The 14,122-nt window shown below is 72.1% G+C and carries 10 protein-coding genes; 9 read left to right on the forward strand and 1 reads right to left on the reverse strand.

Going from position 1 to position 14,122, the window contains the following annotated elements:
- Nucleotides 1-138: 138 nt before the first annotated feature.
- Nucleotides 139-3,834, reverse strand: coding sequence for a discoidin domain-containing protein (locus tag VK501_RS20860; protein WP_324340818.1), 3,696 nt, complete (start codon nucleotides 3,832-3,834; stop codon nucleotides 139-141).
- Nucleotides 3,835-4,138: 304 nt separating this feature from the next.
- On the opposite strand from VK501_RS20860, the gene VK501_RS20865 reads away from it, so the two are divergent.
- The 9 genes from VK501_RS20865 to VK501_RS20905 all read left to right on the forward strand — a co-directional run bounded on the left by VK501_RS20865 (nucleotide 4,139) and on the right by VK501_RS20905 (nucleotide 14,122).
- On the forward strand, nucleotides 4,139-6,712 hold the full coding sequence (locus VK501_RS20865; RefSeq protein WP_324340819.1) for a DEAD/DEAH box helicase: 2,574 nt from the start codon (nucleotides 4,139-4,141) through the stop codon (nucleotides 6,710-6,712).
- A 157-nt stretch (nucleotides 6,713-6,869) separates the two neighbouring features.
- Nucleotides 6,870-7,661: an IclR family transcriptional regulator gene (locus tag VK501_RS20870; protein WP_324340820.1), complete on the forward strand. Its 792-nt coding sequence runs from the start codon at nucleotides 6,870-6,872 to the stop codon at nucleotides 7,659-7,661.
- Nucleotides 7,658-8,641 carry a thiamine pyrophosphate-dependent dehydrogenase E1 component subunit alpha gene (locus VK501_RS20875; RefSeq protein ID WP_324340822.1) on the forward strand — a complete coding sequence of 328 codons (984 nt, stop codon included), beginning with the start codon at nucleotides 7,658-7,660 and terminating at the stop codon, nucleotides 8,639-8,641. The genes VK501_RS20870 and VK501_RS20875 overlap by 4 nt, the downstream gene beginning before the upstream one ends.
- Nucleotides 8,638-9,615, forward strand: a complete 978-nt coding sequence (locus tag VK501_RS20880) for an alpha-ketoacid dehydrogenase subunit beta (RefSeq protein ID WP_324340824.1) — start codon at nucleotides 8,638-8,640, stop codon at nucleotides 9,613-9,615. Before VK501_RS20875 ends, VK501_RS20880 begins: the two co-directional genes overlap by 4 nt.
- 8 nt (nucleotides 9,616-9,623) lie before the next feature.
- Nucleotides 9,624-9,908 (forward strand): muconolactone Delta-isomerase family protein, encoded by a 285-nt coding sequence (locus tag VK501_RS20885; protein ID WP_324340826.1) that lies wholly within the window; start codon nucleotides 9,624-9,626, stop codon nucleotides 9,906-9,908.
- A complete protein-coding gene (locus VK501_RS20890; RefSeq protein WP_324340827.1) occupies nucleotides 9,901-11,061 on the forward strand; it encodes a dihydrolipoamide acetyltransferase family protein in 1,161 nt (386 codons plus the stop codon). The genes VK501_RS20885 and VK501_RS20890 overlap by 8 nt, the downstream gene beginning before the upstream one ends.
- Before the next feature lie 33 nt (nucleotides 11,062-11,094).
- The gene (locus VK501_RS20895; RefSeq protein WP_324340828.1) at nucleotides 11,095-11,409 is read left to right on the forward strand and encodes an L-rhamnose mutarotase; all 315 of its coding nucleotides are present in this window, start codon (nucleotides 11,095-11,097) and stop codon (nucleotides 11,407-11,409) included.
- A gap of 104 nt (nucleotides 11,410-11,513) precedes the next feature.
- Nucleotides 11,514-12,614 (forward strand): sugar ABC transporter substrate-binding protein, encoded by a 1,101-nt coding sequence (locus VK501_RS20900; RefSeq protein WP_324340830.1) that lies wholly within the window; start codon nucleotides 11,514-11,516, stop codon nucleotides 12,612-12,614.
- A gap of 5 nt (nucleotides 12,615-12,619) precedes the next feature.
- Complete coding sequence (locus tag VK501_RS20905) at nucleotides 12,620-14,122, forward strand: sugar ABC transporter ATP-binding protein (protein WP_324340831.1); 1,503 nt, start codon at nucleotides 12,620-12,622, stop codon at nucleotides 14,120-14,122.

Consider the following 14,122-nt stretch of genomic DNA (forward strand, 5'->3'; position numbering starts at 1 on the left):
GCCAATGCTGTTACCAGCCTGCGAACGTTCAGGGGACCGTCACCGTCATAGCCGTACCTCCTCGGCAGAGCCCGCGGTTCTCAGAACGACAACACATTGGTCACCAGCCCTGCGCCGGGACGCGCGCCGCCGCAGGGCTCACGACGGTCGCAGGTCCAGCTCGGCGAGCTGGACGTTGCGCGCGGCACCGCCGCGGTCCCAGCCGACCGTGATCCGGACTCGGACCCAGCGCGCCACCGTCGGCGCGAAGGTCGTCGTGGTCGGGCCCGACGACGCGGCCGACGGCACGTCGGCGACCTGCCGCCACGCCGTCCCGTCGTCGGAGACCTCGATGGTGTAGGTCTTGGGCCCATAGCCGCTGCGTGGCGTCATGATCACCCGGCCGATCGTGACCGGCCCGGCGAGGTCGACGCCGAGCGCGATCGGGTTCGCCGGGCTCGGGCCGGTGGCGACCGAGGAGCCCGCCGAGACCCAGAACGTCGACGCCGATCCATCGGTCGCCAGAGCCGCCGGATACTCGTCCTGCTGGCTGGAGGCGAACGGCGCCGGCCACGGAGATCCCAACCCGTTCAGCGCGAGGTTCTCGCTGTGGCGCAGCGTGAGCACCTCCTCCGCGTGCGCCCCTCCGGCAGCGTCCGCCACCACGGTCAGCTCGCTCTCGCCACTGGTGAGCGACGCGTTGCGCAGCGGCAGCGAGATCTCCTGCGACGCGCCCGCGGCCACCGTCACGGGGTCGGCCGGCGTGTCGACCGTGACCCCGTCGGCCGTCCTCGCGACGATCCGGACCGGAAGATCGCGGCCGGTGTGGTTGACGGCGCGTACGGTGGCGCGGTTCACGCCCCCGGCCGCCAGCGGGATGACCGGCGTGTCGGTGACGAGGTCCAGGGCCGGCCTGACGACGAGATCCAACACGCCCGTCGAGGTCCTGGACCGGGAGCCCTGGCGGAACGCGAGCGTCCCGGTCAGCTGCACCTGACCGCCGGACGCCGTATCAGCCGGCACCCGCAGGTCGGCCTCGACGGTCTCGGCCCCGCCGGGAGCGATCGGCGGCACGTCGACGGTGGCCGTGCCCCAGCCGGCCGGGCCGGCGAGCGTCAGCGTTCCGTTCCGGACGGCCGGCCGCCCTCGGTTGAGCAGCACCGCGCGGACGTGCACGACCTCGCCCTGCAGTGCGGCACCGGTGGCCGCCAACCGCACGATCGCGGTCAAGCCTTCGGCGCGGGCGCGGTCCAGTGCCTCCAGCGTCGTCGCGCGATCCTCGGCCACGCGCTTGCGCACGGCGTCGGGCAGGAGGCGGTCCAGGGGCAGCAGGGTGACCTGCAGCGCGGCCGCGTCGAGCGCCGCCGAGGCGCGGGCCGTGTCGGGCGTCTCGGCCGTCACGGCCGCCACCACGCGGTCCAGCGTCCAGACGACGGCGTCAAGCTGGGCGCCGAGGGCCGTGGCCGCGCCGTGCGACAGCGTCCCGTCCGCGGCCCAGCCCCTGACGGCCTCCCGCAGCGCCGTCATGCGCGCCCGCGCGTCGCGCACGTGCTCGTACTCGGGCCCGGCCGTCACGAGCTCGCCTCCGACCAGCCGTGCGACGACCGCCTCGCCGGCCGTGATCGTCCGGCGCGCGGTCAGCGTCCTGCCGTCGTCGCCGACGTGCGTGACGGTGACGTGGACCGGTGCGGAGCCGTCGTTGACGAGCTGCGCCCGGTCTCCGTCCAGCGCCCGGGCCTGAAGCGCGCCGTCGCTGTGGACCAGGTAGCGGATGGTCTCGCCGTGCGACGCCGGAGCCGCGAGCTCCGTCGAAGCCTCGGCGCGGTCACCGTCGATGGTCCCGCCGGCCTGCGTGACCGGCGCGCCGCGATCGTCGGTCAGCGTCAGCGGCGCGTGGTCCGGACCGCCCCAGCGCGCGACCGCGAGGCGGCCGGTGCCGTCGGGCGCGCGGCCGTACAGCGCCGACCACTCGTCGGGGGTGTCGGGCTGGATGACGCTGCCCGCGAGGCTCGCGGTCTCCTGGTGGTCGCTGTGCGGGAGCACCAGGGCGCCGCGGTTGCCGCTGCCGGTGTCCTTGGACCCGTCGAGCTGCCGGTAGGGGTTGGCCGCGACGACGTCGGACGCCCGCAGGCCCGCGCCGCCCTCGACGACCATGCCGAGCCGGTCGGCGACGTTGGCCCACGTGCCGGTGAGGTCGCCGAGGCCCTCGCCGCCGGCCGAGTACACCGGGCGCTCGCCGGTCAGGCCGGGGATCTGCTCGAAGCCGAGGTTGAACGTGCGACCGGTCCCGCGGTCGAGCAGCATCGTGACGCCGTCGGGGAACGCGGTCATCGAGAACCGCCGCGTGCCGATGCTTCCGGCGGTCGAGAACCGGTCCGTGCCGCACTCGCAGCTGTGCGGACCGGGAGCGCCGGTCGCCGCGCCGATCAGGCTGCGCGGCGCGTAGGCGGTCAGGATCGGGTCGTCCTCATGGCCGGCGGCCGTCGGGACGACCAGGCCCATCGCACGCTGGTCGTCCCACGACATCGAGACGAACGCGTCGCGCAGCGGCGCCTGGACGACGCTGATGTACGGGTACTCGTGCACGCCGCCCGTGCGGGCCCGGTCGGCCGCCAGCTGCTCCGGCGTCGGGACGGGGGAGGGGCCGAAGAGGTGATGGTTCCACCAGGCCATCGACAGGCGCTTGATCAGCATCGACTCGTAGCCGAGCTGGGGCTGACCGACGATCGAGCCGTCCGCGTGGGTGCCCTGGCGGCGGGCGACGAGCTCCAGCGCTCGCGACTCGGCCACCGACGCATCGGCGCGGTGGAAGCGCGTGGAAAGCACGGAGAGGTAGAGCAGGTGCTGGTAGTCCTTGCTCGTCCAGTCCTGGCCGGCGGTCATGATGATGTCGCCGTCGTCGCTGACGAGCGGCCCGAGCACCTGGTCCCAGATCTGCTCGGTGCGGAACGAGAAGGCGTCGGGTACCGGCAGGCCGCTCTGTGCGCGGATGATCGCGCCCTCGCCGATGTTGGCGTGGGTGACCTGCTGGTAGATGGGGTTGAAGTACCCGTGGTTCTCCATGGTGAGATCCGAGTGCACGACGGCTCCCGCGAACCACGAGCTGAGCGGCTGGCCGTCGATCACCGGCGTGGCGGCGTCACGGTCCTGGTCACGCGTCGAGGCGTTGACGGCGTGCCGGCTCATGGCCTGGTCCCAGGCCGGCCGGCGCAGGTCGTCGGGGAACATGGCCGATGCCAGCGCCGGCGCGGGGGCGTTCCAGCCGTTGTCCTCGGCGCCGGTGTCGCCGTCGACGCCCTTGGCCGGAGCCTTGGTGACGAGGATGTCGGCCTCACCGGTCACGACCTTCTGCACGAGCGCCCGCGTGTCGGCGTCGAGGTCATGCCAGAGCAACTTGGCGGCAAAGCCCCAGCCGTACATCTCCAGCGACGCCTGCCAGGTCCCCTGGCCCCACCGGTTGTAGCCCGCGCCCGAGAGCTTGCTCGTCAGCGCCTCGTGGCGGATCGTCTGGATCGCCTGCTCCTCGAGGGTCGAGCGCGGCACGCCGCCGAACGCGGCCTGGTCGGGACGCGCGGTGAGCAGCGTGGCGAAGCTGAGGGCGACGTTGCCCGCGCCGCGCGGCTGGGTCACCCCGGGCCCGACGGCGCTGAAGTAGCCCGTGCGGGGCTCGCGCAGGTCCGACGCGGTCCAGAAGCGCTCGGCGAACGGCACGAAGCGATCCAGGATGCCGAGCATCTGCTCCTGCTTGGCCGCGTCGTCGAGCGCGAGCGGCGACGCGGCCGCCGCGCTCGAGGCGATGGCGAAGGCTGCGACGCCGGCGCAGAGCGCGACGGCGACGGCACGGAGGTGTCCCATGGTTCCCCCTCGGTAGCGGTTCGGAGGCCCCAGCGGCATGCCGGACCGGCTCGACCACGATTGGTTGAAATCGATACCGGAAACCATTCCAGCACCCGTTTCGCTGATCCTAAGCAGATTCAGATCCGGCGTGCAACGCCCACGGGCAACAATCCGTTGCCTTGCGCAGGAATGGTTCCCTGGCGTGACCACACCGTCCGGGTGTCGTACGCGCCCAGCGGCGGCGTGTCGCTGAACGCGACGCTGCGCCGCTGCGCGCCGAAGCGCCACGAGCCCGCCGGCGAGTACCGTGGCCCAGCGACGCATGAGCCTGGTCGACGCCCTTCCCACGCAGTCCAGCGCCGACTCGCTGTACGACGCCTTCACGGGCTGGGCGGCTCAGCAGGGCGTGAGCCTCTACCCGCACCAGGAGGAGGCGGCGATTGAGCTGTTCGACGCCAACAACGTAGTGCTCGCCACCCCGACCGGCTCCGGGAAGTCGATGGTCGCGGTCGCCGCGCACTTCGCCGCGCTGGCCGATCGCCGCGCCACCTTCTACACGGCGCCGATCAAGGCCCTCGTCTCGGAGAAGTTCTTCGCCCTCTGCGAGATCTTCGGCGCTGAGAACGTGGGCATGCTGACCGGCGACGCGTCCGTCAACGCCGATGCGCCGATCGTCTGCTGCACGGCGGAGGTCCTGGCCAACATCGCGCTGCGGGAGGGGTCCGGGGCGGACGTCGGCCAGGTGGTGATGGACGAGTTCCACTACTACGCCGACGGCCAGCGCGGCTGGGCGTGGCAGGTGCCGCTGCTCTGCCTGCCGCAGGCGCAGTTCCTGCTGATGTCGGCCACCCTCGGCGACGTCTCGGAGATCGCCACGGACCTGACGCGCCGCACGGGCCGCGAGACGGTGCTGATCGACGACGCCGAGCGGCCGGTCCCGCTCACCTACTCCTGGTCGGTCGAGCCGCTGCACGAGCTGCTGGAGGAGCTCGTGGCGACGGATCAGGCGCCGATCTACGTCGTGCATTTCACGCAGGCCTCCGCGATGGAGCGCGCGCAGTCGCTGCTGTCGGCGAAGCTGTGCACGCGGGAGGAGCGCGAGGCGATCGCGGAGGCCATCGGCGCCTTCCGCTTCACGGCCGGGTTCGGCCGCACGCTCTCCAAGCTGATTCGCGGCGGCGTCGGCGTCCACCACGCCGGCATGCTGCCGCGCTACCGGCGCCTGGTCGAGCAGCTGGCGCAGACGGGCCTGCTCAAGGTCATCTGCGGCACCGACACGCTCGGGGTCGGCATCAACGTCCCGATCCGCACCGTGGTGTTCACCGGCCTGGCGAAGTACGACGGGGCTCGCCACCGGCTGCTGAAGGCGCGCGAGTTCCATCAGATCGCCGGGCGGGCCGGTCGCGCGGGGTTCGACACGTCGGGATACGTCGTGGTCCAGGCGCCCGACCACGTGATCGACCGGACGCGCGCGCTGGCCAAGGCCGGCGACGACCCCAAGAAGCGCCGCAAGGTCCAGGCCAAGAAGCCGCAGGACGGGGCGATCAGCTGGACCGAGGAGACGTTCGAGCGCCTGAAGGACGCGGCCCCCGAGGCGCTGGTGTCGCGGATGCGGGTCGACCACTCCATGATCCTCAACGTCGTCAACCAGCCGGCCGACCCGGTGGTCACGATGCGGGCGCTGATGGAGGACAACCACGAGGACGAGCGCGGGCGCCGGCGGCTCGCCGAGCAGGCGCAGGCGCTCGGGCAGGAGCTCCTCGACGCCGGCGTCCTGGAGTGGCTGCCCGAGCCCGACCCCCACGGCCGCACGCTCCGGCTGGCCCTCGCGCTGCAGGAGGACTTCGCGCTCAACCAGCCGCTCGCGTCGTTCGCCCTCGTCGCGTTCGAGCTGATCGACCCGGAGTCCGAGAGCTACGCGCTCGACGTGCTCTCGGTCGTCGAGGCGATCCTCGACGATCCGTTCCCCGTCCTCATGGCGCAGGCCAACAAGGAGCGGGGCGAGGCCGTCGCCGAGATGAAGGCGCAGGGGATCGAGTACGAGGAGCGCATGGAGCTGCTCGAGCAGGTCACCTACCCGAAGCCGCTGGACGAGCCGCTCCGGGACGCGTTGCGCGTGTTCCGCGAGACCCACCCGTGGGTGCGCGAGTCGGACCTCTCGCCGAAGTCGGTCGTGCGCGACATGTACGAGTGGGGGCGCACCTTCACCGAGTTCGTGGCGTTCTACGGGCTGTCGCGCTCGGAGGGCCTCGTGCTGCGCTACCTGAGCAACGCGTATCGCGCGCTCCGCCAGACGGTGCCGGAACGGGTCAAGACCGACGAGCTCGACGAGATCGTCGAGTGGCTCGGCGAGACGGTGCGCCAGACCGACTCGAGCCTGCTGGACGAGTGGGAAGCGCTGACCGATCCGGATTCCGTCGCGCGTGCTGCGGCCGCCGTCGCCGCTGGTGAGGCACTGCCACCGCCGCGGCCGATCACCGCCAACCAGCGGACGTTCACCGTGATGGTCCGCAACGCGCTGTTCCACAAGGTCCAGCTGGCGTCCCGGGATCGCTGCGACGGGCTCGCGCAGCTCGAGGCCGCAGCGGCGGCGCTCACCGAGCCCCCGGGGAGGGTCACGATGGGCGCCCCCGCGTGGGAGGCCGCGCTCGGCGCCTACTGGGAGGAGCACGAGTCGATGGGCGACGGCCCCGACGCGCGGTCGCCGCACCTGCTGATGATCGACCGAGCGCCCGGGGGCGAGCCGCGCCGCTGGACGGTCCGCCAGATCATCGACGACCCCGAAGGCCACCACGACTTCGCGATCGTGGCGACGGTGGACCTGGATGCCTCGGACGCGGTCGGCGAGCCGGTGATCCGCACCGAGTCGTTCGGATCGGCCGCCGGTACGGCCTGAGCGGCTTCCGGGACGGACGTCGACGGAGCGGCGGCCGCTGGTGCGGCACGCCTGACAAACGATCCCGGTAACGTTTCCTCTGCGAGCGGTTCGGCCTTGACGTGAGCAGCCGTCAACCCATAACGTCGCAGCGAATCATGAAACCGGCTTTCACACCATGAAAGAGTCGACGGACGCGCCGCCCACGGTCATCCGCTCGGTCTCGCGAGCGGCCGCGCTGCTGCTGGCCGTCGCACGGGAGCCGGAAGGCCTCGGCGTGACGCAGGCCGCCGGCCAGGTGGGCCTCCCGGCGCCCACCGCGCACCATCTGCTGCGCACGCTGCTGCTCGAAGGCCTGCTCGTCCAGGACGCGCAACGCCGGTTCCGGCTCGGGCCGTCCGTCGGCGTGCTCGCCGACGCATGGGGGCGGGAGTCGCAGGTGCCGGAGTTCCTGCTGACGCAGCTGCGGAGCCTGGCGAGCGAGACGGGTGAGGCCGCCTACCTCGCGGGCTGGCGGGCAGGGGCGATCCGCGTGCTCGCGTCGGTCCAGGGCGCTCACGCCGTCCGTGTCGCCGAGGCCGAGCTCGGCACCTACGACCTGCCCCACGCGCGAGCGACCGGGAAGCTGCTGCTGGCCTTCGCCGACGAGGATCGCCGGGCGTCGATCATGGGCACGGGCCGGCTGGGCGCCGCGACGACCAACACCATCACCAGCCGCCGGGAGCTCGAGGCCGAGCTCACGCGGATCCGCGACCGGGGCTGGGCCGAGGACCACGAGGAGTACCGCGAGGGCGTCTGCTGCGTCGCGGCTCCCGTCATGGTCGGAGGGGTCGTCATCGCCGCCCTGACGCTCGCCGCTCCACGTGAGCGCTTTGAACGAGATCAACCACGACTGCGCGATGCGGCGCTCCATGCCGCAGCGCAGGCCGCCGGCGGCGACTCCGCCGCGGCCGCCGGGAGGGCCGCATGACCACCACGAACCCGATCACCACCGACGAGCTGCCGGTCGACGAGCGGCTGGAGCTGCTGCGCACGATGTGGCAGATTCGCTTCTTCGAGGACGAGTGCCACCGCCTCTTCGCCCAGGGGTTGGTGCGAGGCTCGACCCATCTGGGGCAGGGCCAGGAGGCGGTCAGCGTCGGCGTCTGCAGCGCGCTGGAGCCCGGCGACACCATGACCTGCACGTATCGCGGGCACGCGGCGACCCTCGCGAAGGGCGCCCCGCTCGACGAGGCCTTCGGCGAGATCCTCGGCAAGGCGCGCGGGCTGTGCGGCGGCAAGGGCGGATCGATGCACCTCACCGACGTGCGCGTCGGGGCGCTCGGGTCCTTCGCGATCATCGGCGGACACCTCCCGATCAGCGTCGGCGCGGCGTTCGCCGCGCGCTACCGCGAGACCAGCGAGGTCTCGGTCTGCTTCTTCGGCGACGGCACCACGAACATCGGGGCCTTCCACGAGGCGCTCAACCTCGCCTCGATCTGGAGCCTGCCGGTGCTCTTCGTCTGCGAGAACAACCTGTACGGGGAGTACTCGCCGCTGGCCTCGACCACGCCGGTGGAGGTGCTCGCCGACCGCGCCGACAGCTACGCCATGGCCAAGGCCCGCGTCGACGGCAACGACGTGCTCGCGGTCCGCACCGCCACGCTCGAGGCGACGCGGCGTGCCCGCGCCGGCGAGGGACCGACGCTGATCGAGGCGCTCACCTACCGCCAGAAGGGGCACTCCCGGTCAGACCCCGGCAAGTACCGGCCCGAAGGCGAGCTGGAGGCGTGGATCGAGCGGGACCCCAACACGCTGCTCGAGGCGGCGCTCGCGGGCGCCGGCGTCGACGCCGAACGCCTCGCCGGGCTCAAGCGTGACGCGGAACGCGACGTGCTCGCGGCGCTGGAGCGCGCCCAGTCCTGGCCTGACCCCGATCCGGCGAGCCTGATGGAGGGCGTCTACGCATGAGCACCGTGACCTACCGCGACGCGATCGTCCGCGGCATGGCCGACGCGCTGGCCGCCGACGACGACGTCTTCTTCCTCGGTGAGGACGTCGGCGCGGCCGGCGGGGCGTTCAAGCTCAGCGAGGGCCTGCTGGAGCAGTTCGGCCCGCGCCGCGTGCTCGACACGCCGATCAGCGAGCAGGCCATCATCGGGACCGCGATCGGCGCCGCGACGCAGGGGCTGCGTCCCCTCGCCGAGATCATGTTCGCCGACTTCGCCGGCGTCTGCTTCGACCAGATCGCCAACGAGCTGGCCAAGTACCGCTACATGACGGGGGGCCAGATCAGCGTCCCGGTGACGATCCGGATGGCCAACGGGGCCGGCACCGGCTTCGCCGCCCAGCACTCACAGCCGGCCGAGAACTGGTTCCTGAACGTCCCGGGGCTCAAGATCGCGGTCCCCGCGACCCCGGCGGACGCCTACGGCCTGCTCCGGGCGGCGATCGCCGATCCCGACCCCGTGCTCGTGTTCGAGCACAAGGGCCTCTTCAACGTCAAGGGCGAGCTGGCCGACGCTCCGGCGCCCGTCGAGCTGGGTCGCGCCGAGGTCGTCCGCGCGGGCGAGCACGTCACGGTGGTGGCCACCCAGCAGATGCGACACCGCGCGGTGCAGGCGGCCGACCTCCTGCAGGCCGAGGACGTCGCGCTGGAGGTCATCGATCCCCGCTGCCTGGTGCCGTTCGACGTCGAGACCGTGCTCGGGAGCCTCGAGCGCACCAACCGCCTGGTCGTCGTCCAGGAGGGCGGTCTGCCCGGAAGCTGGGGCGCGTCGCTGGTCGCGTCCGTGCTGCAGACGCACTTCGAGATGCTGGACGCCCCGCCCCGGCTGGTCGGCTCGCCCGAGACGCCGGTGCCGTACGCGGGGGCGCTCGAGGCGGCGTGGCTGCCCAGCGTCGAAGACATCGCGCAGGCCGCCCGCGAGACGATCGCCTACTAGGCCGTCCCATGGAGTTCCTGGTGCACATCACCGTGTCGATCCCGGACGACATCGCGGAGGACGTCGTCGCGGAGGAACGCCGAGTCGGCGCCCAGCTGCGCGAGGCCGGAGTCATCCGCCGCATCTGGCGCGTGCCCGGCACGACCAGCAACGTCGGCATCTGGGAGGCGTTCGACGCCACCGAGCTGCACGATGCCTTGAGCTCGCTGCCCGCGTTCCCGTGGGCCCACGTCGAGGTCACGCCGCTTGCCGTCCACCCGCTCGAAGCCGTCACAGGAGATATCAGTGCCTGACGTCGCAATGCCCCGTCTGTCGGACTCCATGGAGGAGGGGACGGTGCTGCGCTGGCTCGTCGCCGACGGCGCCGTGGTCGCGCGCGGCGAGGAGATCGTCGAGCTCGAGACCGACAAGGCCAACATGGCCTACGAGGCCGACTTCGCCGGCGTGCTGCGCACCGTCGCCGCCGCCGGCGACACGGTGCCGGTCGGCGCGGTGATCGCGACGATCGGCGAGCCCGCGGCCGGCTCGCCGGCGGGCAACGGCGCGCTCAGCGCCTCGCCCGTCGCACGCCGCCTCGCCCTCGCCCACGAGGTCGAGTTGGGCGACGTCGCGGGCAGCGGCCCGCTCGGGCGGATCCTCAAGGCCGACGTCCGTGCGTGGGTCGACGCGGCGGCGGCGAAGCCCGCGGTGCCGTCGCCTCCGACCGCCGTGCCGCTGCCCCCGACCGCGGTCGCCGTCGACGCGCCCGCCGCCGAAGGCGCCAAGGGCGTGGTCTCGGTCCAGGAGCCGAGCCGGCTGCAGCAGACCGTCGCCCGCCGCATGGCGGAAGCCAGGGCGACCATCCCGGACTTCACGGTCTCGGTCGACGCCGACATGGGCGCGGTGCTGGAGCTCCGCGAGCAGCTGCGCGGCACCGCGGCGGTGCTGCCGTCGATCAACGACATCATCGTCAAGATCGCCGCCCGGGCGCTGCGGCGACACCCGCGCGTCAACGGCGCCTACCGCGACGGCCGCTTCGAGCTCTACGAGCGCATCAACGTCGGGATCGCGGTGGCGGCCGACGACGGCCTCGTCGTGCCGACGATCCGCGACGCCGATCGCCTCTCGCTCACGGAGCTGGCCACCGAGTCGCGCCGCCTCGCGCAGCGCGTGCGCGACGGCGCGGTCTCCGCGCAGGAGCTCGCAGGAGGGACGTTCACCATCTCCAACCTGGGGATGTTCGGCGTCGACCGCTTCGCCGGGGTCATCAACCCGCCGCAGGCCGCGATCCTCTGCGTCGGCGCGGTCGCCAGGCGCGCGGCCGTCCACGAGGAGCAGCTCGCCATCCGGTCGCTGCTCACGCTGACGCTCGTGAGCGACCACCGGATCATCTACGGGGCCGACGCGGCCGCGTTCCTCGCGGATCTGCGAACCGCCCTGGAGCACCCGCTCGGCGAGTTGTTGTAGGCCGGCGTCGATGGACGTCAGAAAGGCGTGACGATGGAGAGGTTCTGCTTCACCTTCCGGTTGCGGGAGGGCATGGAAGAGGAGTACGGGCGCCGCCACGACGAGATCTGGCCGGAGCTCGTCGAAGCGCTGCGCAGCGCTGACGTGCGCAACTACACGTTGTTTCGCCGCGGGCGCGACGTCGTGGCCTACGCCGAGTGCCATCCCGACGCCGAGACGGCCTTCGGGAAGGTCGGTGCGACCGAGGTCAACGCACGCTGGTCGGCATGGTTCACCGACGTCGTCGAGGAGCTGACCGACGCTGACGGACGCCTGTTCACGGCCGACGAGGTCTGGCATCTCGACTGAACTGCCGACGGTCGCGCCTTGACGCGGCGAACGTTCCCGGATACGGTTCCGGAACCGTTTCCAATCGGTGCGGCCACCATCGGGTTTCGTAGGAGGAGAGGGTCTTGAGAGCACGTAGAGGCGCCGCCGGTCGTCCAGGCGGACGCGCGGTGATGGCGCTGGCATGCGTCGGGTTGGTCACCAGCGTTGCCGCTTGCGGCAGCAGCAACGACTCGAGCGGCGGCAGCGCGACCGCCGCCGGCACGACGGCCGCCGCGGCGCCGGCGCCGGCCGTGACGGTGTCCAAGGACGGCATCGTGAAGTTCCAGACGCCCGCCGCCGGCAGCGGCAAGGGCCTGAAGCTCGGGTTCATCGCGCTCGGCGACTCGGTGCCGTTCTCCAAGCTCGTCACCGACAGCATGAAGAAGAACGCCCAGGCCGCCGGCGCGCAGCTCGTCGTCTGCGACTCGCAGCTCGACGGGCAGAAGGCGCTGGACTGCGCGAAGTCGTTCAAGAGCCAGGGCGTGCAGGCCTACCTGAACTTCCAGGTGGATCAGAAGCTCGCCGGCGCGATCTGCAAGGCGGGGCCGCAGGTGCCCGTCATCGCCGTCGACATCGAGCAGCAGCCCTGCCAGAAGGCGTTCATGGGCGCAGCCAACGAGTACGCGGGCTTCATCGCCGGCCAGGCCGTGGGCAAGTTCGCCAAGGACAAGTGGAACTGCGACTACGACGCCTACGTGTCGCTCGAGTCGACCGCGTCGGTCGATGCGAGCAAGCAGCGCATGGGCGGCTACCGCAAGGGCTTCCAGTCGGTGTGCCCCGGCGACCTCAAGAACGAGAAGATCCTCGACGCCGACCGCACGGACACCGCGCGGACCAAGATGACCGACACGCTCACCACGCTGCCCGGCCAGAAGAAGATCGTCGTGGTCAGCATCAACGACGACGGCATCCTCGGGGCGATCGCGGCGGCCAAGACCGCCGGCCGCTCGGGTGACATCTACCTGTCCGGCCAGGGCGCCGATCCGTCGGCGCACTGCGCGATCAAGACGAACCCGAACTGGATCGCCGACGCGGGGTACTTCCCGGAGCGCTACGGCGAGATCGGGATCCCGTACCTCATCAAGGCGGCCAAGGGCGAGCAGATCGACGCCAAGCTCCTCGTCGACCACCAGCTGGTCAGCAAGGACAACATCGACCAGCTCTACGCCCCGAAGGGCTGCTGACGGGCATGAGCGACACACCCTTCCAGCTCTCCGCACGAGGGATCCGGAAGGGGTTCGGCGGCGTCGAGGTCCTCCATGGCGTGGACCTCGACGCCACCGGCGGGTCCGTGCTCGCGCTCCTCGGCGAGAACGGCGCCGGCAAGTCGACCCTCGTCAAGATCATCGCCGGCGACTACCAGCCCGACGACGGCCTCCTGACGATCGCCGGGGCGCAGCGCACGTCGCTGACCCCACCGCAGGCGCGCGACCTGGGGATCCGCATGATCTTCCAGGAGCTCGCCGACGCGCCGACGCTGACCGTCGCCGAGAACATCTCGCTCGGGCGCTGGCCGACTCGTCGCGGTCTGGTCTCCTGGAGGGCGGTCAAGCGCCGCGCCGCCGAGGTCGTCGAGCAGCTCGGCGTCGACCTGGACCTCGATGCGCCGGTGGGATCGCTGAGCGTCGGCGAGCGCCAGATCGTCGAGATCGCCCGGGCCCTGAGCGACCGGGCGCGCTGCCTGGTCCTCGACGAGCCGACGGCCGCGCTGTCCTCCCAGGAGGCGCAGCGGCTCTTCACCTTCGTGCGCCGCCTGCGGGATCAGGGCGTGGCGCTCATCTACATCACCCACCGGCTCGACGAGGTGCGCGAGATCGCCGATCGCGTCGTCGTGCTGCGCGACGGCAACGTCGCGCTGGAGGCCGACACCGGCTCGGTCACGCGCGAGCAGATGGTGTCGGCGATGGTCGGCCGCTCGCTCGGCGAGGTTCGCCGGCCGGTCGACGTCCACCAGCCCCCGGTCGACGCGACGCCGGCGCTGCGCTTCGACGGCGCGGCCCTCGCCGGCGAGTTCGACGGCGTGGCGCTTGACGTCCACGGCGGCGAGGTCGTCGCCCTCTACGGCAAGCTCGGCTCGGGCATCGCCGAGGTCGCCGAGTGCGCGTTCGGCGTCCGGCGGCTGTCGGCCGGTCGCATGGAGCTCGACGGCAAGGCCATGAGCTTCCGCCAGCCGTGGGACGCGATCGCCGCCGGCGTCGGCTTCCTGCCCGCCGACCGGCAGCGCGAGGGCGCGTTCATGGTGCGGTCGGTGGCCGAGAACCTCGCGGCGCCGTCCTGGGGCCCGCTGTCGCGGCGCGGCTTCCTGACCGCCGACCGCGAGGCCACCGCCTACCGGCGCTGGCACAAGGAGCTCAACATCCGGTCGCGGGACGACCCGCGCCAGCTCCTGGCCACCCTGTCGGGCGGCAACCAGCAGAAGGTGCTGCTCGGCCGCTGGCTGGAGCGGCAGTCCAAGGTCTTGGTGTTGGTCGAGCCGACGCGCGGGGTGGACGTCGGCGCGCGGCAGGAGATCTACCGCGCCATCCGCGCCCTCGCGGCGTCGGGCGTGGCGGTGCTCGTCGCGACGTCCGACTACGAAGAGGTCGTGCAGCTCGCCGACCGCGCGCTCGTCATGGGACGAGGGCGCGTCGTGGCCGAGCTCGCCGACCAAGAGATCACCACGCAGCGGTTGACCCAGGAGGTCGGAGGTTGA

Origin of the sequence: Baekduia sp. (assembly GCF_035318805.1) — a bacterium.
In the GTDB taxonomy this organism is placed as follows: Bacteria; Actinomycetota; Thermoleophilia; order Solirubrobacterales; family Solirubrobacteraceae; genus Baekduia.